Here is a 25,230-nt window from a genome sequence, read left to right on the forward strand (position 1 = left end):
AGACAGTCACCCCAACGACGGCTCAGAGGGCCGGCGCCCGCGCCCCGGGTCCCCAAACAGCCGCGCAACCCAAGGAGAAGATCATGCCGTCCGCGCGTTTCCCCCGATCGTCCGCTCTCTATTCCCGGCGCAAGGTGCTGCGCGGCGGTGCCGCCGGTGCCGGCCTTGTAGGCGCCGGCCTGCTCGGCTTTCCCGCCATCGCCCAGGCCAACCGGCCCGTCTTCACCCATGGCGTTCAGTCCGGCGATGTGACCACCAACAGCGGCATCATCTGGGCCCGCGCCGACCGCCCCTCGCGGCTGCTGGTGGAGGTCGCGACCAGCGATTCCTTTGCCAATGCGCAACGCCTGCGCGGCCCCGCGGCCATTGCCGCCAGCGATTTCACCGCCAAGATGGACCTGACCGACCTGCCGGCCGGGCAGGACATCTTCTACCGCCTACGCTGGCAGGACCTGGCCGACGTCAACCTGGTCAGCGAGCCCACGGTCGGGCGCTTCCGCACCGGGCCCGGCGACAAGCGGGACATCACCTTCGTCTGGACCGGCGACACCTGCGGCCAGGGCTGGGGCATCGATCTGGATTGGGGCGGCATGCGCTGCTACGAGACCATGCGCAACAACCGGCCGGACTTCTTCATCCATTCCGGCGATACGATCTACGCCGACAATCCCCTGGAAGCGGAGAAGACGAAGCCCGACGGCTCGGTCTGGAAGAACCTCCTGATCGAGGAGAAGACCAAGGTCGCCGAGACCCTGGCCGAGTTCCGCGGCAACTATAAGTACAATCTGATGGACGAGAACGTGAAGCGCTTCAACGCCGAGGTGCCGATGCTCGCCCAGTGGGACGACCACGAGGTGGTCAACAACTGGTATCCCGGTGAGATGCTGATTTCCGACGACCGCTACAAGGTGAAGAGCGCCTCCCTGCTGGCCAGCCGGGCCAACCGCGCGTTCCTGGAGTACATGCCGATCCGCGAGCACGCCAGCGACCGCGAGCGCATCTACCGCAAGGTCTCCTACGGGCCGATGCTGGACATCTTCTTCCTAGACCTGCGCAGCTACCGCGGCCCCAACGGCCCCAACAACCAGCCGACCCGCAGCCGCGACACCGACTTCCTGGGCCCGCAGCAGCTCATGTGGCTGAAGCGCGAACTGCTGGCCTCCAAGGCGACCTGGAAGGTGATCGCCAGCGACATGCCGCTGGGCCTGATCGTCTATGACAACTGGCGTGAGAAGAACACCTTCGAGAACAGCGCCAACGGCGACGGCCCGGTACTGGGCCGCGAGCAGGACATCGCCGACCTGCTGCGCTTCATCAAGCACAACAACATCACCCAGACGGTCTTCTTCACCGCCGACGTGCACTACACCGCGGCCCACTACTACGATCCCAGCAAGGCGCAGTTCCGCGACTTCAATCCCTTCTGGGAGTTCGTCTCCGGCCCGGTCCACGCCGGCTCCTTCGGGCCCGGGGAGATGGACAACACCTTCGGCCCGCAGGTTGTCTACTCCAAGCATCCCGGCGGCAAGCCCAACCTGCCGCCGAGCGACGAGCTGCAGTTCTTCGGCCACGTGAAGATCGACGGCGAGACCGAGGCCATGACCGTGACCCTGAAGGACCTGAACGACAAGGCGCTCTACACCGTGACCCTGGAAGCCGCCAGCGCCTGACCACGGGGCGGTTACTTCGACAAAAGGGGGCGCCCGCCGGCACCGGCGCGGCGCCCTCTCTGTGTTTGCCCGGCGCCTAACTCGAGGGGCGCACCGTGTTGGGCAGCTTGGCCATGACGACCTCGGCCAGTGCCGCGATCTTCTCCGGCTGAGGAAAGCTGCGCCGATGCCAGAGGGCCACGGGCCGCGCCGCGGTGGCCAGGGCCAGGGGCCGGGCGATGATGCCCATGTCGGTCATCCAGGGGCCGCGCACGGCGAGGGCCGGAATCAGGGTGCAGCCGAAGCCGGCGGCGACCATGTTGAGGAGTGTGTCCAGGCTGGCGGCGCGCAGATCCCCCAGCGCGCTGCTGTTCCTGCCTTTCCGTTCACCCGGTTGGGCGCAGACCTTCAATACCTGGTCGCGCAGGCAGTGCCCATCGGTGAGCAGCAGCAGATCGACGCCCGCCAGGTCGGCCTCGGTGATCTCCTCCAACGCCGCCAGGGGATGGTCGCGCGGATGGGCGACCCAGAAGGGCTCCTCGAACAGCGGCAGGCTGGTCAATTCGGCAAGCCCGGGATCGGTGGCCAGCAGCGCCGCGTCGATCTCATGGCCGGCCAGGCGTTCCAACAAGCGGCCGGTGGTCTCCTCGAAGAGCACCGGTGTCAGGCGGGGATGGCGCTCGGTAAGGCTGCGCAGCACCAGCGGCATCAGATAGGGCGCGATGGTGGGGATGACCCCGAGGCGCAGGGGGCCGCTCATGGGGTCGCGCTGGGCACGGGCGATGCCCTCGATCAGCTCCGCCTGTTCCACCGCCAGGCGGGCGTGCCGGGCAATGGTCTCCCCCACCGGGGTGGTGACCACCGAACGGTTGGTGCGCTCGAAGAGGGTCACGCCCAGGTAGTCCTCCAGCTTGCGGATCTGGCCGCTGAGGGTCGGCTGACTGACGTGGCAGCGTTCCGCCGCGCGGCCGAAGTGGCGCTCCTCCGCCACCGCGAGGATGTAGCGCAGGTCCCGCAGGTTCATGGCACCGGCTCCGTTTCTGATGGCAGATTCAGAGCGATAGGCTATACCGATTGTTATTATTGAAACAATCGATTTTCCTTATTGTCGGGTCGGCGGCATCCTTCCCTGGTCGCTGGCTGGCGACAGGACCCGGCGCGGGGCGCAGGTAGGGCAGGAGGACGATCTCAGATGACAGAGCACAGCAAGACCAAGGGCAGACCCACCATGACCACCACGGCTGGGGCGCCGGTCTCCGACAACCAGAATTCCCTGACCGCCGGGGCGCGCGGCCCGATCCTGATGCAGGATTATCATTTGATCGAAAAGCTGGCGCACCAGAACCGCGAACGCATCCCTGAGCGCGTGGTCCACGCCAAGGGCTGGGGCGCCTTTGGCAGCTTCACCGTCACCCACGACATCACCCCGTACACCCGGGCCAAGATCTTTTCCGAGGTCGGCAAGAAGACCGAACTCTTGGCCCGCTTCTCCACCGTCGCCGGCGAGTTGGGCGCCGCCGATGCGGAGCGCGACGTGCGCGGCTTCTCGGTGAAGTTCTATACCGAGGAAGGCAACTGGGATCTGGTGGGCAACAACACGCCGATCTTTTTCATCCGCGATCCGCTGAAGTTCCCGGATTTCATCCACACGCAGAAGCGCCATCCCAGGACCAACCTGCGCTCGGCCACGGCGATGTGGGACTTCTGGTCGCAGTCGCCGGAGTCCCTGCACCAGATCACCATCCTGATGTCCGACCGCGGCATCCCGGTGAGCCCGCGCTTCATGAACGGCTACGGCTCCCACACCTTCTCCTTCATCAACGCCTCGGGCGAGCGCTTCTGGGTCAAGTTCCACTTCAAGACCCGCCAGGGCCACAGCCACCTGACGAACGAGGAGGCGGCCCGGGTGATCGGCGCGAGCCGGGAGAGCTATCAAGAAGATCTTTACGGCGCCATCGACGGCGGCGCCTTCCCGCAGTGGGAAGTCAAGGTGCAGATCATGCCGGAGGCCGACGCCGAAAAGACGCCCTTCAACCCCTTCGATCTGACCAAGGTCTGGCCCCATGCCGACTATCCGCTGATCGACGTCGGCGTGATGGAGCTGAACCGCAACCCGGACAACTACTTCGCCGAGATCGAGCAGGCCGCCTTCTCGCCTTCCAACATCGTGCCGGGCATCGGCTTCTCGCCGGACAAGATGCTGCAGGCGCGCATCTTCTCCTATGCCGATGCGCACCGCTATCGCCTGGGCACCCACTACGAGGCGCTGCCGGTGAACGCGCCCAAGTGCCCCGTGCACCACTACCACAAGGACGGCGCCTTGCGGTTCTTCCGCAACGATACCGGCAATCCGGATGCCTACTACGAGCCGAACTCCTTCAATGGCCCCGCCCAGGCGCCGGACTATGCCGAGCCGCCCCTGAAGATCTCCGGCGACGCCGGGCGCTACGACCACCGCGCAGGCAACGACGACTACAGCCAGGCCGGCGCCCTCTTTCGCCTGTTCGACGACGCGCAGAAGGAAAGGCTGTTCAACGCCATCGCCGGGGCCATGGCCGGGGTGCCGGATTTCATTGTGCAGAAACAGTTGGCCCACTTCCACGCCGCCGATCCGGCCTACGGCGCCGGCGTGGCCAAGGCCCTGGGCGTCGCCTACACCCCCGAGGCGGCGGAGCCGCTTCCCTGCAACCGCGATTTAGTATCGGAGCTCATGTAACAGCGCTTTTGTAACCCTGGGCCTGCCCGCGCCATCCAAGCCTGGGCCAATCTCGGGCGGGTCCACCCAAGTCTCCTGCCGGTCTTCCGGACCCCGCTCCCTTTCTGATCTCTGGGAGACCGGAGCACCTCGGCCGGAGAGGCCGGTCGCCGCTTTCCCCTCCTCCGTCGCGGCGGCCGGTTTCTCCGGCCACTCTTCTTGACGCGGTGGGCGCGGGAGCGGAATAATATGCGGTAATGTGTTTGCCAAAAAAAAGAATTTGAAATTATATCTCTTCTACCCGTAGTTTTTTCGTTCTGGTGCTTGGGTGCCGCCCTCTTTCAGTTCGCCGCCGGCTGCCCTGATCATCTCGCGGTCGGTTGAGTTTTCCCGGCTTCGCGGGGTCCTGCGCCGGGCCGGAGAAACGCCGCTCGATGATCGACGAATACTATTCGGCAACCTACAGCGACGCCCGCGCGCGCTTCCTGTCGGCTTGCCTGGATGCCGGCGTCAAGGTGACGAGCTACCCGAACCCGGAGAAGGGCCCGCAGGGCGAAGCGCTGTTCATGGACGTGGCCCGGATCGGGCCGGAGACCGCCCGCGGGGTCGTGGTCGTGACCTCGGCGACCCATGGCGCGGAGGGCTTCGCCGGCTCGGGCATCCAGGTGGGGCTGCTGCGCGACGCGGCCGCGCCGCGACCGGGCGGCGACACCGCCCTGCTGCTCGTTCACGCCGTCAACCCCTACGGCTTTGCCTGGATCCGGCGGGTCAACGAAGACAACGTGGACCTCAACCGCAACTTCGTCGACCACGAGAACGGCCTCTACCCGGAAAACGATCTCTTCGAGGAGCTGGCCGCCCACACCATTCCGCGCAACTGGGACGAAGCCTCCCTCGCCGCCTGCGCGGACGCGATTGCCAGGGCCGAAGACGTCCACGGCGAGGTCGCGGTGCGCAAGGCGATCGGCAAGGGGCAATACCGCCATCCCGACAACGTCCACTACGGCGGCGACAAGGCGACCTGGTCGAACCGCATACTGACGGAGGTCTGTGGCACCTTCCTGAAAGCGGCCGAACGGGCGGTGCTGATCGACGTGCACACGGGGCTGGGGCCCTACGGCTACGGCGAGCTCATGACCCCGAGCAAGCCGGGCGAGGCGGTCTACGACCTGCTGTTCGACTGGTACGGCGAGCAGGTCCACAGCACCGGGGCGGAGGGGTCCGCCTATTCCGGGTCCAAAGGCAGTATCCTCAACGGCTTCCGGCCGCCGCTCCAGGGCCTGGACTGGGCCTCCGTCGGCCTCGAATACGGCACCCGCGAGCGCGCGAAGGTGCGCCTGGCCGTGCGGGCCGACACCTGGTTGCACGCCCATGGCGCGCTGGACAGCGACCTCGGCCGCCAGATCAAGCGGGACCTGAAAGACAGCTTCTATCCCGAAGAGCGGGCATGGATGGAAAAGGTCTGGGAGCGGGGCAAGGACGTCGTCGGCATCGCGTTAAAGAGGATCGAGGGGTAAACCATGGAGGAGCGGCCGAACATCCTCTGGTACTGCACGGATGCTCAGCGCTACGACACCATCGCCGCCCTCGGCAACCCGCACATCCGCACGCCCGCCATGGACCGGCTCTGCGCCGAGGGCATCAGCTTCACCCGCACCTACGCCCAGAGCACCGTCTGCACGCCGAGCCGGGCCAGCTTCGTCACCGGGCGCTACTGCGCCGCGCACGGCGTCTACCGAAACGGCGCCTCCCACTTTCCCGGCGAAGAGGTTCTGGTGACCAGGCTGCTGGCCGACGGCGGATACGACTGCGGTCTGGTGGGCAAGCTGCACATCGCCAGCTCCGAGTTCGGCGAGACGCGCTATGACGACGGCTACCGGGTGTTCCACGCCTCCAACCTGCCCTATACCGGCGAGGGCGCCGACGATACCAACGCCTATCTGGCCTGGCTGCGGGACGAGAAGGGGCTCGACCCCCAGGCGGTGGTGCCGCGCTACACCATCCGCGATCCCGGGCGCTCCAAGGTCAGCCAGGGCGACGTGATCCGGCCGGGGCCCGACGAGGCCCTGCGCCAGACCAAATGGGCCAACGAGATGGCGCTGCGCTTCGTCGACGAAAAGCGCGAGGGGCCCTGGCTGCTCAGCATCAACCCCTACGACCCGCATCCGCCCTACCTGCCGCCGGAGGATTTCCTGGCGCATTACGATCCGGCCACCATGGCACCACCGCTGTTCCGCGACGCGGACCTGGAGCGCCAGACGCGCTTCGCCAACATCCGCGCCCAGAACACCATCGCGCGCAATCCGCTCAGCACCGCCATTCCCGATCCCGACGGCCCGGCGCCGGCGGACGACGGCGCCTTCAACGGGCGGCTGCTGAAGTGCGGCTACTACGCCATGATCGAGATGGTCGACCGTCACCTCGGCGAGTTGCTGGACGCCCTGGAGGAGCGGGGCGTGCTGGACAACACCATCGTCGTCTTCCAGAGCGACCACGGCGACCTGCTGGGCGACCATGGCCTGGTCTTCAAGGGCGCGCGCTTCTTCGACGGGGTGGTGCGGGTGCCGCTGATCGTGCGCTGGCCGAAGGCCTTTCCCGGGGGGCGCAGCATCGCCGCGCTGGCCGAGCTGATCGACGTCGCGCCGACGCTGCTCGACAGCGCCGGGCTGGAGATTCCCGAGGCCATGCAGGGCCGCTCGCTGCTGCCCGTGCTGCGTGGCCAGACGGAGGATACCGGCAAGCGGGCCGTGGTCTCGGAGTTTTTGGACTCCTGCAACTTCAGCGAAGGCACCAACGACCGCACCCGGGCGGTGATGAGCTTCGACGGGCGCTATAAGATGGTCACCTTTCGCGGCCACGACCTGGGCGAGCTCTACGACCTGGAGGAGGATCCCGGCGAGTTCGAGGACTTGTGGGACAGGGCCGACAGCCGCGACATCAAGCTTGCGGCGCTGGAGCGTCATGTCGATGCGCTGATGGGGGCGATCGGCTCGGGGCCCCAGCGATCGACCCGCTACTAGGGCCGTCCGCCCTGCAGGCGCGTGCGGCCCCAACCCCCAGGCGGGGGAACCGGAAGAGGAACTGAGGTCCGACAAGCCGACGACGGAGGGAGAACGACAATGAAAAAAACGATGCGTCTTGGGACGGCGATGTTGGTTGCCGCATTCATGGCGGGGCCGGCACTTGCGGAGGACTTGATAATCGGCGTGGCGACCGCGCCGACCTCGCTCGATCCGCACTATCAGGCGCTGGGATCGAACCACGAGCTGGCGATGCACGCCTTCGATACCCTGTTGACCACCAGCCCGCAGATGGAACCGGGCCCCGGCCTCGCCGAATCCTGGCGGGCGACCGAGGACCCGCTGGTCTGGGAGTTCAAGCTGAGAAACGACGTCAAGTTCCACAACGGGGAGCCCTTCACAGCCCACGACCTGGTCTTCAGCTATGAGCGGGTGCCCAACGTGCCCAACGCGCCTTCGACCTACAAGCGGCGCACGGTCAAGGTCGACAAGGCGGTGGCCGTCGACGACTATACCCTGCAGGTTCACACCAAGACGCCCTATCCGCTGCTGCCCCGCGCCCTCATGGGCGTGCCCGTCGTGAGCCGCAGCATCGGCATGGACACCCAGCCCACCGAGTTCAACGACGGCAGCAAGACCCACGGCACCGGGCCCTACAAGTTCGTCGAATTCGTGGCCGGCGACCGCACCACCTATGTCGCCAATGCGGACTACTGGGCGGGCAAGCCGAAGTGGGACAAGGTGACGATCCGCGAGATCAAGAGCAACCCGGCGCGGGTCGCCGCGCTGCTGTCGGGCGACGTCGACGTCATCGCCTCGGTGCCGACCACCGACATCGACCGGCTGGAAGAGAACCCCGACATCACCGTGTCCTGCACCGCCTCGACGCGCGTGCTCTACTGGTCCCTCGACGTCCACCGGGAGCAGGCCGAGCACATCACCGCCAAGGACGGCAGCCCGATCAAGAATCCGCTGAGCGACCTCCGGGTGCGGCAGGCCTTCAACCTGGCCATCGACCGCAACGCCATCGTCGACGACGTGATGATGGGGCTGGCGGTGCCGGCCAATCAGATCGTCGGCGAGGGCTTCGGCGGGCACAACTCCGACATCCCCATGCCCGAGCCGGATCTGGAAAAGGCCCGGCAACTGATGGCGGAGGCCGGCTACGGCGATGGCTTCAGGCTCGCCATCCACGCCACCAACAACCGCTACATCAACGATGCCAAGCTGGCCCAGGCGGTGGCGCAGATGCTGTCGCGCATCGGTGTGGAAGTCCAGGTCGAGACCATGCCCGTGGCCGTATACTTCGGCAAGGCGCGGAAGAACGAGTTCACCATGGCCCAGATCGGCTTCGCCACGGCGACCGGGGAATCCTCGGCGATCCTGCTGCCGGCGCTCGGCGAGGGGCAGCGCAACAACTACGGACGTTGGGAGCATGGCGAGTTCAACGAGCTCTTGACCGGTGCCCTGAGCACGGTGGACGGCGAGACCTACGAGTCCCTGCTGAAGCAGGCGACGGCCGTGGCCATCGCCGACGTGCCGATCATCCCGACCCACTATCAGGTCGCCTGCTGGGCGGCCCGCAAGGGGCTGCGGGTGATTCCGCGCGCCGACGAAGCCAGCCTTGCCGAGTCCGTGGTGCGTGAATAATGCTGTGCGGGCACGCGGGGCCACGCCGGCTTCGCGTGCCCGGCGTTCCGGCCGGATCGTAACGCCGCGGAGGAGTGCGCCCGGCCCATGACCACCTACATCATTCGCCGCCTGCTGCAGAGCGCAGTCGTCGTGGCCGTGCTCTCGGCACTGGTTTTCCTCGGCGTCTACGTCATCGGCAATCCGGTCGACGTGCTGGTCTCCACCGAGGCGGATCAGGAAGAGTTCGACCGCATGGTGCGGATTCTCGGGCTCGACCGGCCGCTGTGGGAGCAGTTCCTGGTCTTCCTCGGCAACCTGGTGCAAGGCGATCTCGGGCGCTCCTTCGCCTTCAGCGAACCGGCCCTGAAGCTGGTGCTGCAACGCATGCCGGCGACCCTGGAGCTCGTCCTGGTCGCCATGGTGATGGCCCTGGCGGCGGCCATTCCGCTGGGCATGTATACCGGGCTCAACCCGCACACCAAGACCGCGCGTTTCATCATGGGCACCTCCATCATCGGGGTCAGCATCCCCAACTTCTGGCAGGGCCTGATGCTGATCTTCGTGCTCGCCGTCAGCCTGACGTTGCTGCCGTCCGGCGGCCGCGGCGAGGTGGACACGGTGCTCGGCATCACCTCCAGCCTGTGGACGCTGGACGGCTGGCGCCACGTGCTGCTGCCGGCGGCCAATCTCGCCCTTTTCCAATGCGCCCTGGTGATCCGCCTGATGCGCGCCAACGTGCGCGAGATCGTCATGCTGGACTACATCAAGTTCGCCCGCGCCAAGGGCCTGAGCCGCCGGCGCATCGTCTATGTGCACATCTTCAAGAACACGCTGGTGGTGCTGATCACCGTCGTCGGGCTGCAGCTCGGCGGGCTCATCGCCTACTCGGTGGTCACCGAGACCGTCTTCTCCTGGCCCGGCATGGGCAAGCTGATCATCGACAGCGTCTACATCCTCGACCGGCCGGTGATTGTCGCCTACCTCATCGTCATCGTGCTGCTGTTTATCACCGTCAATCTCATCGTCGATATCCTCTATTCCGTGGTCGACCCGCGTATCCGGCTGGGCCACGACCGCTCGGGTCCCTGAGCCGTGACCGCCGAAGCCGAAGCGGGCGATCTGCCCCGGGCTCAGAGCGAAGCGACGGGCTTCCGCCGCGTCGCCCGCGACTACGCCGAGAACCGCATCGCGGTGGCGGCCCTGGTGGTGCTGGTGGTGATCGTCCTGATCGCCGCCTTCGCACCGGTGATCTCGCCGCAGAATCCCTACGACCTGCTGGACATCGACCTGGAGGACGGCCGCCTGCTGCCGGGCTCGCCCAAGCTGTCGAAGGAGGCGGAGATCGCAGTGCGGGCCAGCGTCGGGGGCCTGGGTGGCGAGGCCGCAGCAACGCTCGACCTCACCGCGGTGGGGCGCAGCGGCGACGCGCCGCTCACCGCCCTGGGCATCGCGCTGACGCCGCAACCGGGGGCGCCGCAGTCCTACGCCCTCGGGATCACCGCGACGGCCGGCGGGCCGCTCGATCCGCTCACCGAAGTGCAGATCAGGCGCTTGCCGCGCGGCAGCACGCTCTCAGCCGGAGAGAAGAGCGCGTTCCGCAACGTCTGGAAGCTCGCCCCGGCGGACCTGGCGGGACTGGTGCTGACCCTGCCCGCCTCGGCGGGTGAGACGTTTCGCTTCGAGGTCACGGCCTCCGGCGGCGAACGCCGCCATCTCATGACCTACTGGCTGGGCACCGACGACCAGGGCCGCGACATGATGAGCGCGATCTTCTACGGCCTGCGCATCAGCCTCATCGTCGCCGTCACCAGCGTGCTGATCGCGCTGACCATCGGCACGCTGGTGGGTCTCTATGCCGCCTACTACGGCGGCCGGGTCGATGCCCTGATCATGCGGCTGGTCGACCTGCAGCTCAGCTTTCCGACCATCCTGGTGGCGCTGATCCTGCTCGCGCTGCTGGGCAAGGGCGTGTTCAACGTGCTGCTCGCCCTGGTCATCGTGCAGTGGGCGCTCTACGCGCGGGTGGCCCGCGGTGTGGCACTGGCCGAGCGCAACAAGGAGTATGTCGAGGCGGCGCAGTGCCTGGGCCTGAGCAGCACGCGGGTGATCCTGTTCCACATCCTGCCGAACTGCCTGCCTTCCCTGATCGTCATCGCCACCCTGGAGGTCGCCCACGCCATCTCCCTGGAGGCCACCCTGAGTTTCCTCGGCGTCGGCCTGCCGGTCACCGAGCCCTCCCTCGGCCTGCTGATCTCCAACGGCTTCGACTACCTGCTGTCGGGCTATCCCTGGATCAGCGTGCTGCCCGGCGTCGCCCTACTGATCACGGTGACCAGCATCAACCTGGTGGGCGACGAACTGCGCGACGTGATGAACCCCCGACTGCAACGCTGATCCGCAAGACGGCGCAGAAAGCCGCGCCCTGCACCGAAGCCTACGAACTCCAGCGTTTTCTTCTTCTGGCCCAAGAACGAATGCCGGTTGGCGGGGACAGTGAAAGCAGCAGCATAAGCTGAAAGTCCGTTTTGCGGCATTCGGCCTACTCCGCAATCGTTGACCAACAGCCTTTACATGACATTTCAGGTCGTGGAATGCTCACACCCTGCGCGTCTTCCGCGCGGGCATTCGAGACGTGCCGATGAGCGAGGGGCAACAAAGCGGCGGCTCGGCCGCGGTGGTGAACGAAATCGCCGCTTGGTGCGAGGACCGCGCGAAGGAGCTGGGAACGGAGGCGTCCCGGCAATTCAGGCTCATTGTCGTCATCGTGGTGATCGGCCTGATTCTGCTGCTCGTTTTGCCGCCGCTGATCGGTCAAATCGACTTTTTGACGACAAGGCTATTCGGCGGAGCGCCGCCGATGCAATCGCTGGAGAACGCCGAGGGAGCCGTTCGTCGGCTTGGCGATCAGGTGGCTGAGTCACAGGCGCGCTTTGAGGACCTCGACGGTGAACTGAGTTCGATTAGAGAAGGCCTGCAGAACCATGCCGACCGGCGCAACCGGCTGCTGGGTCAGGCTGATTCCCTGATGAGTGCCCCTCTGGCCCTCTGGCAACCCCAGGAGCCCGCCGGACCGTTCGGGAGGTGGGCCGATGTCATGGTGGCCCCGGATGGCAGCCTGCTCACTGCAGGACTGGAGGGTGACAGCACCAACGCAGAGATTCTTATACTGCGATCCGACGACGGGCAAAGCTGGTCATCCCTTCGTCCTATCGAGACCTCGGGGGCGCGGCTCAAAGGGTGGGTCAACGCGTTCGCGACGGCCTCGGACAATACCCTCCTCGCTGCCGGCTTTGAGGGCGCAATCAACAGTCCAAAAGTCCTGATCCTGCGTTCCGGCAACGGGCTGAACTGGTTGCCGATACGTCCATTGAACACCGAGGGCGAACGGCTTCAGGGATGGTTGAGCAGCTTCGCTGTGGCCACGGACAACACCCTGTTTGCAGCCGGCTCCGAAAACCGGATTCTTGAAGAGACCGTCGATGAGTTTCATCTGATTCTCCGCTCCGAGAACGGAGAGAACTGGTCAGCCATCCATCCGAAGGACGACCAGGGCGAGAGGCTCAGGGGACGATTGAACAGCCTGACTGCGACGACCGATGGTCTTCTGCTCGCCACAGGGTATGAAGGTGACTTCCGCAAAGCAGAAGTGGTCATTCTCAGTTCCGTAGATGGCCAGACATGGTCTGCGGTCCGTCCAACGACGACTCAGGGTGAACGACTCAGGGGTGACCTAAGCGCCTTGCTGTTTGCCCCAGACGGCAGCCGTATTGCCGTAGGGACCGAAGTTGGCACCGGCAGGCCACAGGACGGGACTGGGGCAGAGGCAAGTGGTGCATATACCCTGATCCTGCGTTCTGTGAACGGGCAGAGCTGGTTGCCGATCCGTCCGCAGAATCCTGAAGGCGGGCGGTTGAAAGGCGGGCTCACAGGAATCTTCGCGACACCCAGTGGCGCCCTGCTTGCGGCAGGTTACGAGGGTGACTTTGGCGACCCGAGGTTTCTGCTCTTGCGCTCGGAAGACGGACTGAGTTGGTCGCCAATACGCGCCGAGAACGTCGCCGGGGAACGACTGGCAGGTTGGATAACCGCGCTGGAAGTAGGCCCGGACGGCTACCTTTTCGGAGCGGGAAGCCAGGTTTGGAGGAGCTCGGTGACGGGAGAGGCAAATGAGGCGTTGCGCAACCTGCCGCGCGACGGCTCGTGGCAGGAGAACCCTGAGCGCGTCACGCAGGCACTCAATGGTTTGTTGTCGATCATCTCACAGCACGGTAGCGGCTATCCGGAAGGCACCGCCAAGCTGCGAGACTCGGCAAGAGAAACGATCTCAGCTTGGGACCGCGATCGAGAATCGGAAGCTCGGGTGGTCACATTGCACAGCGATGCTGTTGTTGCTCTGAAGCAGCAAGAAGACACGCTGATGAATGTGCAGGAAGGCACCGAACTCCTGGCCCGCGCCTTAACCGATGCCGACGAGCTGCGCCGGGCGAGCCGCATCGCCACGCGTATCGCGGTGGTCGCCCTTCTGATCTATCTCGTCCAGATCGTCGTCAACCGCTATCGCTACCTTCAGCGCATGGAAGGCTTCTATCGCGCCCGGGCCCAGGCGCTAAGGTTGATGGCTGCGGCGCCGCAAGCCGAGGCGGCTCTGAAGGACATCACGATCACCGACCTCATGCTGGCGCTGTCGCCGGATGGCATCGGGTTCGACAAATCTGCCGATCCGCCGACCCAGAACATGATGAACATCTTCCGTGAGGCGCTGCGCAGGGAGAAGACGCCGTAAGGCTCCGATGGGCGGGTGACCCGCCCACCTTATTCCTCTTCACCCGGCATTCACGTAGGCATCCACGGCGGCGAGGTGGGCGGCCTTGGTCTCGGAGTCGAGGAAAGAGGCCTCGAAGGAGTTGCGGGCGATCCGCGCCAGCTCGGCGTCGCTCAGCCCCAGCGCGTCCTGCACGGCGCGGTAGTTGTCGTTGACGTAGCCGCCGAAGTAGGCCGGATCGTCGGAGTTCACGGTGACGCAGAGGCCCTGGTCCATCATGGTCTTCAGCGGATGCTCGGCCATGGTCTTGACGCCGCCCAAGCGCAGGTTGGAGAGCGGGCAGACGGTGAGCGGCATGCGCCGCTGGGCCAGCTCGCGCACCAGCGCCGGGTCTTCCAGCGCCCGGTTGCCGTGGTCGATGCGGTCCACCGCCAGCGCGCGCAAAGCCCCCCAGACATAGGCCGGCGGGCCCTCCTCGCCGGCATGGGCCACGGCCCGGAAGCCGGCGGCCCGCGCACGCTCGAAGACGCCGACGAACTTCTCCGGCGGATGGCCGTTCTCGGTGGAATCGAGGCCGACGCCGACGATGGCGCCGCGGTAGTCCATCGCCTCCTCCAGGGTCGCCATGGCGTCCTCGGCCGAGAGATGGCGCAGGAAGCAGAGGATCAGCTTGGAGCTGACGCCCAGCTCATGCTCACCGTCCCGCAAGGCGCGGTGAATGCCCTGGAAGACCGTATCGAAGGCGACGCCGCGGCCGGTGTGGCCCTGGGGGTCGAAGAAGATCTCCGCATGGCGCACACCGTCCGCGGCGGCCCGGCGCAGATAGGCCAGGGTGAGGTCGTAGAAGTCCTCCTCCCTCAACAGCACCGACATACCCTGGTAGTAGAGGTCGAGGAAGTCCTGTAGGTTGCCGAAGCGGTAGGCGGCGCGCAGCGCCTCCACCGAGTCGTAAGGCAGCGTGATGGCATTGCGCTGCGCCAGGGCAAACATCATCTCCGGCTCCAGCGAGCCCTCGATGTGGAGATGCAATTCGGCCTTCGGTAGGCCGGATACGAAGTCACTCACGCGATGGTCGGTCCTTTCGCCCGATGGATTCCATTGGGCGGCGAATTTGGGTTGCAGGGTTATAGCGAAGTCGGGGCCCCCGCGTCGACCGGGAAGGCGGCCCGGTTCGGGCCAGAAATTCCCACGCCACCCCCTTTGCGCAGCGGGCCCCACCCCTTCTGCGCGGAAACAGCTCCGAGATCGTCTTTGGGCTGTAACCCGGAAGAAGTTAAATTGGTGGTATCGCACGACGGTCACAGCGGGGGTTGCGACCATGCCGTTCAATCTGAACGACCGCATCGAATTCCACATGGGGCCGAGCGCCATCGGCGCGCCGGACGACCTGGAGGCGGCCATCGTCGACTTCATCGACCGGGCCCGCGATTCCCTGGATGTCGCCATACAGGAAGTCGAATCCCGCGCCATCACCGAGGCCTTCGTGCGCGCCAGGCAGCGCGGCGTCCGGGTGCGCATCGTGCTGGAGCAGGACTACCTGCGTGCCGGCAATCCGCCGGCCGATCCCTTCGCGGAGGGTGGCGCCGAGGACGAGGAGAACCGCGCCCTCTTCGCCGCCATGCTGCGTGCCAACATCGACGCCCGGGCCGACTACAACCCGGAGATCTTCCATCAGAAGTTCATCGTGCGCGACAGCGGCAAGAGCCGCCGCGCCCTGCTGGCCGGCTCCACCAATTTCACCCCCACCGGCGTGGGCCGCAACCTGAACCACGTGGTGATCCTGCACGACCAGCGGGTCTGCAACGAATATGACCTGGAATTCGAGGAGATCTGGACCGGCACCTTCGGGCGCAAGCGCAACCGCCATGACCCCTCGCCGCGCAACAACCGGGTGGCGGGCCTGCGGGTGCGCGCACTCTTCGCCCCCGACCACGCGCCGGAAATGGAGATCATGAAGCAGATCCTGAAGGCGCGCGAGCGGATCGACTTCGCCATCTTCACGTTCTCCCAGTCCTCCGGCATCGACGACGCGCTGGTGGCGATGTCCCAGGCCGGCCTGACTGTCCGCGGCATCTTCGATTCCGGGCAGGGCAACCGCGACTGGGCGGCGACCCGGCTGGTCGCCAATGCCGGCGGCGAGGCCTTTCTGGCCTCACGCAAGAACGGACTGGGCAAGTTACACCACAAGTTGATGGTGATCGATTCGTCGCTGGTCATCGCCGGCAGCTTCAACTACACCGGCCCGGCCAACCGGCTGAACGACGAGAACATTCTATTGATCGGCGACCTCGACGAAGACGATCCGGACGCACAAGCCGATCAGGAAGCCCTCGCCGCCTTCGCCCTTGAGGAAATCGAGCGCATGATCGCCGCCCACGGCGTCGCCGTTCCCGCGGCGCCCTAGTTGGCACCCCGGGCGGCGGCAAGGCGCAGGCGGAAGGTCTGCTCGTCCGGCACGCCGGCCACCTCCAGCAGCAGCTTGCGGCGCACTGCGCTGGCAAAGCTCTCCTCGCCGTCGGCCGTCACCACGAAAGAGGCGGGGCCGGCGATGATCTCGCGCTCGAAGGCCGCCTCGAGATCGTAGGAAACCGGACGGCCGGTGGCGCAGACCCGGCAGAGGATGGCCAAGCCGTTGATGGAGACATCAGAGGCCAGGGCCGCCTGGCGGGCCACTTCGATGGGAATGCCGCCCCAGTTGTTGGCGCTGTCGCCGGAGAAGTCGATGATCTTGCGGTCGCCTTCGATGTCGTTGCCCTCGATCAGGGCGAGACCGGCGGCGATGGCCGCGCCGATGGCGTTGCGTCCGAAGGCCAGCCGCGGCACCTCCAGAAGCTGCTTGGCGAAGGCGGCGGCGGAGGCTTCGCCGTCGATGATGGTCCAGGGCACAACGACTTCCTGGGAGGTGGCATCACCCCATTCGACGTAGGTGACCGCGATCTTGCCGTCCTGGCCCAGGCCGATGGCCGCCAGGATGTCAGGATCGGTGATCGCTTCGGCGTAACCCTGGCGCTGGAAAAAGATCTCGCTGTCGTCGATGGAGCCGGAGGCATCGGCCAGCAGCACCAGTTCGAGGTCGACCCGTTCGGCGGCCCGCGACGGGCTCACCGACGCCAGCACAGCCAGAACCACGCAAACGCCAATTGCCCGCAAAGGCCGTCCAGGACATTTCATGATCGATCTCCGTCGTTCGCTCCTTCGACCGGCGTGCCCCTGCGCCACAGTGCCCGGGGGCAGTCTAGCCGGTTGCCGGCGCTGCGGATACGGCACATCCGCCTAGAGCAGATCCTGGTTCGATGGAATCGCCGGAGCGATCCATCGAACCAGGTGAATCTGCTCTAATTCTCAAGTGTAGAGCGGATTCACATGTTTAGACGCAAACACGAAGGTGTTTGCGTCTAAACATGATCCGCTCTAGGCCGCGGCTGACTCCCCTTCGGCGGTTAGATAAGCTGTTCCTTGAACAAAGGAGATGGCGATGGAAATGAAGCGCGGACGGTGCCTCTGCGGCGCGGTGTCCTACGAGTACGAAGGCCCGGAGAACTGGCGCGGCCACTGCCACTGCGCCTCCTGCCGGCGCAACACGGCCGCGCCCTTCACCACCTTTATGGGGGTCGCCAAGTCGGCCTACCGCTTCACCGGCGAGACACCCGCCGTTTATCATTCCTCGCCCGGGGTACGGCGCTATTTCTGCGCCACCTGCGGCACCCCCATCGCCTATGAGAGCGACCGCTGGCCGGACGAAACCCATTTCTACGCGGCGGGCCTGGAGACGCCGGAGGACTTCGTCCCGGACTTCCATGTCCACTGGGCCGAACGGCTGCCCTGGGTCCACCTGGACGACGATCTGCCGAAGTACGAGAAGACCGGCAGCTAAAGAGACAATTTCTCTGTCCTTTCCGCCGACCCGGGATCGGCGTAGAAGGGCCGATGCTTCCGCTTTCCCTCCTGCGCGCCCACGGCCGGCTGATCGCTTTCGGCTTTTTCATGTGCTTCTGCTCGAGCCTTGGGCAGACCTTCTTCATCGCACTCTTCGGCGGCGAGATCCGCCGGGCCTTCGATCTCAGCGACGGGGACTTCGGCAGCATCTACTCCATGGGAACCCTGATCAGCGCCGCCGTGCTCGTCTGGCTCGGCCGGCTGATCGACCGCGTGCCCCTGGCGGCCTTCGCTGCGGCGACCCTGGTGGGCCTGTCCGCCATGTGCCTGCTCATGGGACTGGCCGGAACCCTGGAGCTCCAATGGGGCGCGGTCCTCCTTCTGCCGGCGATCTTCGGGCTGCGTCTCTTCGGCCAGGGTCTTGCCAGCCACAGCGCCATCGTCGCCATGGGGCGCTACTTCTCCGCAGAGCGCGGGCGCGCCGTCTCCCTGGCGTCCCTCGGCCATACCCTCGGCGATGCGTTTCTGCCGGGCCTTGTGGTCGCCGCCCTGGCGGTTGCCGCCTGGCAGGCCATCTGGGCCGGCGCCGGGCTGACACTGCTGGCCCTGTCGCCCCTGGTCTTCGTCCTGCTGAAGGGTCAGCGCGCACGCGACGCCGCCCTGCAAGCACGGCGTCTTGCGGGCTTCGCCGGTGACGCGGCGGCGGATTGGGCCCTGGCCGCCGTCCTGCGGGACAGCGGCCTCTGGCTGCGGCTGCCGGCTCTGCTGGCCCCTTCGTTCATCTTCACCGGGCTCATCTTCCACCAGGTCCATCTGGCCGAGACCAAAGGCTGGCCGCTTGCCCTCCTGGCCGGCTCCTACCTCGTGTTCGCCGCCGCTTCGGTCACGACCCTGATCGTTGGCGGGCTGCTGGTCGACCGCTTCACCGCCCGGCGCCTGGTCACCCTGTTTCTGGCACCACTCGCTATGGCCTGTCTCGTCCTGGCCTCCAGCGATGCGGCCTTTGCGGCGCCGGTTTTCATGGGCCTTCTGGGCGTCAGCGCCGGCATCACCGGCGTGCTGCTCGGCGCACTTTGGGCGGAGCTCTACGGCACTTCCCACCTGGGTGCGATTCGCGCTTTCGGCCAGGCCGCGATGGTCTTTTCCTCCGGCCTCGCCCCGGCCTTCATGGGCGTACTGATCGACCTGGGCTTTGCGGTCGAGCGGATCGCCGCCGGCGCCGCGCTCTACTGCCTGCTCGCCGCGGCCTTGGCACGCCTGGCGGAGCGGCCGAGGAAGGTGCGGCCCCAGCCCGGTTGACAGGCCAGGCGAAGTCCTTGGCGCTTGGACGTCATTGCAGGCAACCGCTATGCTGCGCGGCGGTGGGAGCAGCTCGGTCCAGGCTTACATGATCATCCAAAAGGCGCGCGCCTACCTTGGGCCCAACCTGCTTGCGGCGGAGCCGCTGGCCCACATCGCCGTGCGGGTCGAAGGGCCGGCCTACTGGCCCAACAGCCAGGCCGGCGCGGAGGCGGCCGAGGCGCTGCTCAAGCTGCTGCCGGGCCTGGCCGAGCATCCCGGGCGGGACAACCAGGCCGCGGGTTTCGCAACAGAGCTGCGCTCATTCCCACAGCTTCCCCTGGGCTACGTGGCCGCGCGCATCGCCGTCGAGCTGCAGCGCAGCCTGGGCGAAGCGGTCATGCTGGCCGGCACCAGACGCAAGGGCCAGGGCAAGGTCCAGGACATCTTCTACCGCTACCACGACCCGGACATCGCCCTGCTGGCCGGCCACCTGGCCATCAACCTGGTGCTGGCCCTGCTGCCGCCGGACGCACGGCCCCAACATCGCCTGCCCAAGACCTTCGAGCCCGAGACGGCGCTGGCCGCCTTCCGGCGCCGCGCCGGCGCGATGGCCCTCGACCAGACCGCCAGGTCACTCGTCGAAGAGGCCGAGCGGCGCGACATCCCCTGGTTCATCCTCAACCGCAACCAGCGCATCGTCCAATTCGGCCAGGGCCGCCACCTGCGGCGCATCCGCGAGTCGGTCACCGACCGGACCTCGGCCATCGCGACCTGGATCCAGAGGGACAAGGCGGCGACCAGCCAGGTTCTGGGCGAGGCCCACTTCCCCGTTGCCGCGCAGATCAGCGTACTCAATGCCGAGGCCGCGGTGCGGGCGGCCCGGCAGATCGGCTATCCGGTGGTGGTGAAGCCGCAGGACTCCAAGAAGGGCCTGGGCATCTCGCTGAACCTGGGCGACGACGAGGCGGTGGGCGCGGCCTTTGACCAAGCCCGCCGCCACAGCGCCCAGGTGCTGGTGGAAAAGCACATTCCCGGGGACGACCACCGGGTGCTGGTGGTGGACGGCCGGATGATCGCCGCGGCCAGGCGCATCCCCGCCGCGGTCACCGGCGACGGGCAAAGCAGCATCGCCGAACTGTTGGCAACGCTGAACGCGGACCCTCGGCGCGGCGAAGGCTTCAGCAAGCTGATGAACCGGGTCGAGTTGGACGAACAGGCCGAGGGTCTGCTGAAGGAGCGCGGCTACACCTCCGACAGCGTTCCGCCCGCCGGCGAGGTCGTCTCTCTGCGCCGGACCGCCAACATCTCAACCGGCGGCACCGCCGTCGACGTGACCGACAATGTGCACCCGGAGAACCGCTGGATGCTGGAGCGGGCGGCACGGGTGGTCGGGCTGGACGTGGTGGGAATCGACTTTCTGACCCCGGACATCGGCCGCTCCTACCGGGAGGTGGGAGGCGCGATCTGCGAGGTCAACATCTCGCCGGGGCTGCGCCCGCATCAGATTGCCGAGGGCCCGCCGCGCGATGTGGTGGGGCCGATCGTCGACCTGCTGTTCCCCGACCGGCACAACGGGCGCATTCCCATCGCCGCGGTGACGGGGACCAACGGCAAGACGACGACCTCGCGCATGCTGGCCCATATCCTGCGCCGCGCCGGCACGGAGATCGGCGCCGAGGTCATCGGCCTGGTCACCACCGCAGGCGTCCATATCAACGGCAGGATGGCCGTCAAGGGTGACTTCGCCGGCGGCACCGGCGCGCGCGTGCTGCTGCGCCACCCCACGGTGGAGGCGGCGGTATTGGAAAGCGCCAGGGGCGGCCTGCTCCAGGGCGGCCTGGCGGTGGACTGGTGCGATGTCGGGGCGGTCATCAACGTGGCCTCGGACCACGTCGGCCTCAACGGCATCGACAGCCTGGACGAGATGGCCGCCCTCAAGGGCCGGGTCGCCGAAGCCGCCCGCAAGCTGGCGGTGCTCAACGCCGACGATCCGCGCTGTCTCGCCCTGGCACGGCACAAGGAGGTGCATCAGGTCTGCCTCGTCTCCGCAGGAACTCTCAGCCCGCTGTTGCGCGAACACCTGGACCAAGGCGGCCTGGCCGTCACCCTGGAAGCGGTGGACCGGGACCCGACGATCACCCTGCACAGCCGGGAGACGCACGAGGCCGTCCTGCCGGTCAAGGCGGTCCCGGCCACCCTGGGCGGGGCAGCCAGGCACAACGTGCAGAATGCGATGTTCGCCGTCGGCCTGGCCCACGGCCTCGGCCTGTCGAATGAGGGCATCGCTGCGGCGCTCGCCACCTTCGGTACCGACCCGGCGGACAATCCGGGCCGATTCAACGTCTTCGATGGGCACCCCTTCACCGCGGTCCTGGACTATGCCCACAACCCGGAAGGTCTGGCGATGATCTGCGGGACGGTGCGTGAGATGAAGGCCGAGGGGCGACGCATCTGCGTGCTGGCCAGCACGGGCCATCGCCATGGCGACCACATTCCGCAGATCGCAGAGATCGTCGCCGGCCAGTTCGACGTCTTCATCTGCTCGCGCAACGTCAGACGCAGCGACGATCTGGAATCCGTCCGCGGCTTTCCTTCCGAGGAAATCCCCAAACGCCTCGCCCAGGCGCTGCTGGCAAGAGACATCGCGGCGGAGAACATCCTCACCATCGATTCCGACCGGGCCGCCATCGACAAAGGACTCGAGATCGCCGAAGCGGGCGATCTGCTCCTGATATGTACGGGGCTGTTGGACTGGGGCTGGCAACGGATCGTAGACTACGGCGGCAAGGCCGCTGGTTAGACGCGCCGCTCGTCCAGACTCTATTCTCCCGGCGCGGCAGCCCGCGGCGTACCGAGCCCACCGGCCCCGCCGGCGACCTCAGCCGCGGGTGCGGCTTCCGCCAGCCAGTCGACAGCGGCCTGAACGCCGCCCTTGCCATGGGGAATGCCGAGGGCGGAAAGGCTGGTCTCCACCACCCCCAGGGTGCCCAGGATCATCGGCGCGTTCACATGGCCCATATGGGCGATACGGAAGGCCTTGCCGGTGAGGTCGCCGATGCCGATGCCCAGGACCACCCCGCAAACCTTGTCGGCGTAGGTCAGGAACGCCGCCGGATCGTGGCCGTCGAGCAACACGGTCGTCACCGAGTTGGCGCGGGCTTCCGCTTCGACGACGTTGAAGGAAAGTGCTCCGCCCTCGGCCCAGACGGCAACCGCCCGCCGCGTCGCCTCGGCCAGGATGCGGTGGCGCTCGAAGACCGCCGGCAGGCCCTCCTCGAAGAGCATGTCCATGGCCTTGCGCAGCCCGAACAGAAGGTGCTCCGGCGGCGTGCCGCAGTATTTCTGGTAGTGCCTTGGGCCCTCGCGCTGGGTCCAGTCCCAATAGAAGGTGCGCAGGTCGGCGGTCTCGTGGGCCGCCAGCGCGCGCTTGCCGGCGGCGACGAAGCTGAGCCCCGGCGGCGTCATCAGGCCCTTCTGCGAGCCGGTGACCGCCAGATCGATGCCCCAGGCATCCATCTCGAAAGGCATGGTGCCCAGGGAGGCGATGGCGTCGACCATGTAGAGCGCGGGATGGCCCGCGGCGTCGATGGCCCGGCGGATCGCCGGGATATCGTTGACGACGCTGGAGGCGGTGTCGACCTGGACCACCAGGACCGCCTTGATTTCGCCCGCGGTGTCCGCGCGCAGCCGTGCCTCCACCGCCGCCGGGTCCACCGCGTGGCGGTAGCTGGCGGGCAGTTCCTCGACCACAAGGCCCTGGGAGGCCGCCATCTCCCCCCAGGCCGGCGCGAAGAGGCCGGAGCCCAGGGTCAGCACCTTGTCGCCGCGCGACAGGGTGTTGCTGAGGGCGGCTTCCCAGGCACCGTGCCCGTTGGCGGCGTAGATGTAGGTGCGGCCCTCGGTCCTGAAGATCCGCCGCAGGTCGTCCAGACAGCTCGTGGTGACATCCAGCAGCGCCCCGGCATAGATCTCGATGGCCGGGCGATGCATGGCCTGAAGCACTTCGTCGGGCACCGTCGTGGGCCCCGGAATGGCAAGGAATTCCCGTCCGTTACGCAGAGTCATCGCGCAATCCAGCATGTCATTGGCAGCGGCCAAAGGAGCCTATGCGCGCCCGCTCTCCGGGGCAAGCCCGGCACACGACGAGGGGGCTGCGATTTCGGTGAGAATCGTTCTTGGTGTCTGGTTCGAATTGAATGATTTGATTTCAATGGCTTGCCAAGACCTTTCCCACCCACATCGTCACCCTCGGGCTTGTCCCGAGGGTCCATGGAAAGACCGAGACTCGGACCGCCATGGATTGCCGGAACAAGCCCGGCAATGACGGTTTGGTAGGTGGAAGGGCCGTGACCCGTTGACGGACAAGGCTTCGTATTAGGTCAGGCTCCTGCAAAAAAGCGAGACCAGAAATCGCGAAAAATTCTAATCCTTGTGGCCGTGGTAGTTGTAGCCGTGGGAGAAGGCGGTGACCGGTTTGGGCTGCTCGATGCCGTCGACCAGGATGTGGTCGACGAACTCGTCGGCGAAACAGACCAGCCCCTTGATCCGCGCCGCTTCGGGCACCGGGTTGCGATAGCACCAGACGATGCCGTCGCGGGCTTCCTCCGCGACCTTGATGCGGTGATAGCTGGCCTCGCCCTTGTAGGGGCAGCGGGTCGACATGTCGCTGGGCAGCAGCAAGTCCGCGCGCAGGTCCTCCAGCGGCAGGTAGTAGCGGGTCGGCAGCCCAGTCTCGAAGAGAAAGACACCGCGGCGGGAATCAGCCACCTGCTCGCCGTCGAAAAAGACCTGGACCCGGCGGCTCGACGGCAGGCAGTCGACCCGCCGGAAAGGATCGCGGGCGTGGACGAAGACCTCCTCGTCCTCCTCGTACCAGTGATCGACCTCGTGCCAGTAGAAGGACACATAGCCGCCGATGGGCGGACAGGCGGGCAGCGGCTGGGCATAGCGCCAGAGGATATCGTCGTAGGCGTCGCCCTGTCCCTTCAGGGAGTAATGCGCGGCCTCGCCCTTGAAGGGACACCTGGTGCGCCGTTCGCTACGCTCGAAGAGGTCCATGCGCACGTCGCCGACGGGGAAATAGTAGATCGGCAGGTGGTCGGACTCGAAGAGGATGAGGCCCTCGACGGTATCGGCGAGGAGGGTGCCGCCGGCCTCCACCCGTAGGCGCTTGGGCGCCGGCATGGTGAAGACCACATAGCCCGGCTCGAAGTCGTACTGGACGACCCGGTCGAGCACCGGCAGGTGGGGACCACGGCCCAGGAGATGAGGTTTACGCATCGATCGAGGCCTCCGTCTCGGGAAAGCTGGCAAGCGGGGGCGGCGTCGCCAGGGCCGCCGGTTCGTGATGGCAGAGGATCTGATGATCACCCTGCCCGAGGGCGCGGCGCGGCGGCGCCTGCTCGACGCAGCGCGCGCCGATGCGCCGGTGACAGCGCGGCGCGAAGGGACAGCCCGCCAGAGGCGGCGCTTGTTCGGCACCCTCCTCCGGTGCCGCGAGCACCATCGGGCGGTGATCCGGGTCGGGCGGGTGCACCGCGGCGAGCAGGGATTCGGTGTAGGGGTGGCTCGGCGCGGCGAAGACCGCCTCGACGGGGCCGGACTCCATCACCTGGCCGCGGTAGAGCACTACCACCCGGTCCGCCACATGGCGCACCAGGGCCAGGTCGTGGCTGATGAACAGGATCGCGGTGCGCGCGCTGTCCTGCACATCCGCCAGCAGGTTGACGATGGCCGCCTGCACCGAAACGTCGAGGGCCGAGACCGGTTCGTCGGCGATGATCAGCTCCGGCTCTCCGGCAAAGGCCCGGGCGATGGCGACCCGCTGGCGCTGACCGCCGGAGAGTTCGTGGGGATAGCGCCCGGCGGCCTCCGGCGGCAGGCGGACGAGGCGCAGCAGTTCGGCCACCCACGCGCTGACCGCGTGGCGGTCGCGCAGCCCCAGGCGGCGGACGACGCGGGCCAGGATGCGGTAGACCCGGTGCGCGGGATTGAGGGTGCCGTCGGGGTTCTGAAAGACGATCTGCAGGGCGCGGATCAGCGCCTCCGGCCGGCGCCGGGCGGGCAGGCGGGCGATGTCCCGGCCGTCGTAGAGCGCCCGCCCCGCCGTCGCGCCGTCCAGGCCGATGAGAATGCGGGCCAGGGTCGACTTGCCGGAGCCGGATTCGCCCACTAGCGCCACGGTCTCGCCGCGGCCGATCCCGAAGCTCACGCCGTCGGCGGCGCGCAGCACCTGCTCCCGCGCCAAACCGAGGCGGTGCCACAGCGTCCCGCCGCCGAAGACGCGGGTGACGGCGTCGAGGCTGAGACGGGCTT

At 66.9% G+C, this 25,230-nt stretch carries 18 protein-coding genes; 12 read left to right on the plus strand and 6 right to left on the minus strand.

What is annotated here, in order from left to right:
- Positions 1 to 83 precede the first annotated feature (83 nt).
- Positions 84 to 1,670, plus strand: coding sequence for an alkaline phosphatase (locus Q0996_RS13110; protein ID WP_299620218.1), 1,587 nt, complete (start codon positions 84 to 86; stop codon positions 1,668 to 1,670).
- Positions 1,671 to 1,746: 76 nt separating this feature from the next.
- Here Q0996_RS13110 and Q0996_RS13115 read toward each other — a convergent pair whose 3' ends face one another.
- A complete protein-coding gene (locus Q0996_RS13115) occupies positions 1,747 to 2,673 on the minus strand; it encodes a LysR substrate-binding domain-containing protein (RefSeq protein ID WP_299620221.1) in 927 nt (308 codons plus the stop codon).
- Between the two features lie 168 nt (positions 2,674 to 2,841).
- Between Q0996_RS13115 and Q0996_RS13120 the strand changes: the two genes are divergently transcribed.
- The 7 genes from Q0996_RS13120 to Q0996_RS13155 all read left to right on the plus strand — a co-directional run bounded on the left by Q0996_RS13120 (position 2,842) and on the right by Q0996_RS13155 (position 13,779).
- Positions 2,842 to 4,365: a catalase gene (locus Q0996_RS13120; protein ID WP_299620224.1), complete on the plus strand. Its 1,524-nt coding sequence runs from the start codon at positions 2,842 to 2,844 to the stop codon at positions 4,363 to 4,365.
- A gap of 413 nt (positions 4,366 to 4,778) precedes the next feature.
- On the plus strand, positions 4,779 to 5,861 hold the full coding sequence (locus Q0996_RS13125; protein WP_299620227.1) for a M14 family metallopeptidase: 1,083 nt from the start codon (positions 4,779 to 4,781) through the stop codon (positions 5,859 to 5,861).
- Positions 5,862 to 5,864: 3 nt separating this feature from the next.
- Positions 5,865 to 7,364, plus strand: coding sequence for a sulfatase (locus tag Q0996_RS13130; RefSeq protein WP_299620229.1), 1,500 nt, complete (start codon positions 5,865 to 5,867; stop codon positions 7,362 to 7,364).
- Between the two features lie 99 nt (positions 7,365 to 7,463).
- Positions 7,464 to 9,014: an ABC transporter substrate-binding protein gene (locus Q0996_RS13135; protein WP_299620232.1), complete on the plus strand. Its 1,551-nt coding sequence runs from the start codon at positions 7,464 to 7,466 to the stop codon at positions 9,012 to 9,014.
- Positions 9,015 to 9,101: 87 nt separating this feature from the next.
- Positions 9,102 to 10,085 carry an ABC transporter permease gene (locus tag Q0996_RS13140; protein WP_299620235.1) on the plus strand — a complete coding sequence of 328 codons (984 nt, stop codon included), beginning with the start codon at positions 9,102 to 9,104 and terminating at the stop codon, positions 10,083 to 10,085.
- Between the two features lie 3 nt (positions 10,086 to 10,088).
- Positions 10,089 to 11,390, plus strand: a complete 1,302-nt coding sequence (locus Q0996_RS25485) for an ABC transporter permease (protein ID WP_322096706.1) — start codon at positions 10,089 to 10,091, stop codon at positions 11,388 to 11,390.
- Between the two features lie 244 nt (positions 11,391 to 11,634).
- The gene (locus Q0996_RS13155; protein WP_299620238.1) at positions 11,635 to 13,779 is read left to right on the plus strand and encodes a hypothetical protein; all 2,145 of its coding nucleotides are present in this window, start codon (positions 11,635 to 11,637) and stop codon (positions 13,777 to 13,779) included.
- Between the two features lie 39 nt (positions 13,780 to 13,818).
- On the opposite strand, the gene Q0996_RS13160 is transcribed toward Q0996_RS13155, so the two are convergent.
- Positions 13,819 to 14,823: an adenosine deaminase gene (locus tag Q0996_RS13160; RefSeq protein ID WP_299620241.1), complete on the minus strand. Its 1,005-nt coding sequence runs from the start codon at positions 14,821 to 14,823 to the stop codon at positions 13,819 to 13,821.
- Positions 14,824 to 15,076: 253 nt separating this feature from the next.
- Between Q0996_RS13160 and Q0996_RS13165 the strand changes: the two genes are divergently transcribed.
- Complete coding sequence (locus tag Q0996_RS13165; protein WP_299620244.1) at positions 15,077 to 16,162, plus strand: phosphatidylserine/phosphatidylglycerophosphate/cardiolipin synthase family protein; 1,086 nt, start codon at positions 15,077 to 15,079, stop codon at positions 16,160 to 16,162.
- On the opposite strand, the gene Q0996_RS13170 is transcribed toward Q0996_RS13165, so the two are convergent.
- Positions 16,159 to 16,887 (minus strand): DUF1194 domain-containing protein, encoded by a 729-nt coding sequence (locus Q0996_RS13170; RefSeq protein ID WP_299620247.1) that lies wholly within the window; start codon positions 16,885 to 16,887, stop codon positions 16,159 to 16,161. The two genes, Q0996_RS13165 and Q0996_RS13170, sit on opposite strands and share 4 nt — an antisense overlap.
- A 346-nt stretch (positions 16,888 to 17,233) precedes the next feature.
- Between Q0996_RS13170 and Q0996_RS13175 the strand changes: the two genes are divergently transcribed.
- Genes Q0996_RS13175 through cphA form a run of 3 tightly spaced genes read left to right on the plus strand, consistent with a single transcriptional unit; the run spans position 17,234 to position 21,715 of the window.
- On the plus strand, positions 17,234 to 17,632 hold the full coding sequence (locus Q0996_RS13175) for a GFA family protein (RefSeq protein ID WP_299620250.1): 399 nt from the start codon (positions 17,234 to 17,236) through the stop codon (positions 17,630 to 17,632).
- A 53-nt stretch (positions 17,633 to 17,685) separates the two neighbouring features.
- Positions 17,686 to 18,933: an MFS transporter gene (locus Q0996_RS13180; RefSeq protein ID WP_299620253.1), complete on the plus strand. Its 1,248-nt coding sequence runs from the start codon at positions 17,686 to 17,688 to the stop codon at positions 18,931 to 18,933.
- 49 nt (positions 18,934 to 18,982) lie between these two features.
- Entirely contained in the window at positions 18,983 to 21,715 is a 2,733-nt protein-coding gene (gene cphA / locus Q0996_RS13185) for a cyanophycin synthetase (protein WP_299620256.1), read from the plus strand.
- A 20-nt stretch (positions 21,716 to 21,735) separates the two neighbouring features.
- Here cphA and Q0996_RS13190 read toward each other — a convergent pair whose 3' ends face one another.
- The 3 genes from Q0996_RS13190 to Q0996_RS13200 all read right to left on the minus strand — a co-directional run.
- A complete protein-coding gene (locus tag Q0996_RS13190; RefSeq protein WP_299620259.1) occupies positions 21,736 to 22,980 on the minus strand; it encodes an alanine--glyoxylate aminotransferase family protein in 1,245 nt (414 codons plus the stop codon).
- A 357-nt stretch (positions 22,981 to 23,337) separates the two neighbouring features.
- Positions 23,338 to 24,195 (minus strand): DUF427 domain-containing protein, encoded by an 858-nt coding sequence (locus Q0996_RS13195; protein WP_299620262.1) that lies wholly within the window; start codon positions 24,193 to 24,195, stop codon positions 23,338 to 23,340.
- Positions 24,188 to 25,230 (minus strand): ABC transporter ATP-binding protein (locus tag Q0996_RS13200; protein ID WP_299620265.1); only part of this gene is annotated, 1,043 nt, incomplete at its 5' end. The genes Q0996_RS13200 and Q0996_RS13195, both read right to left, overlap by 8 nt.

It is taken from the genome of Pelagibius sp. (assembly GCF_028289705.1).
GTDB lineage: Bacteria > Pseudomonadota > Alphaproteobacteria > Kiloniellales > Kiloniellaceae > Pelagibius.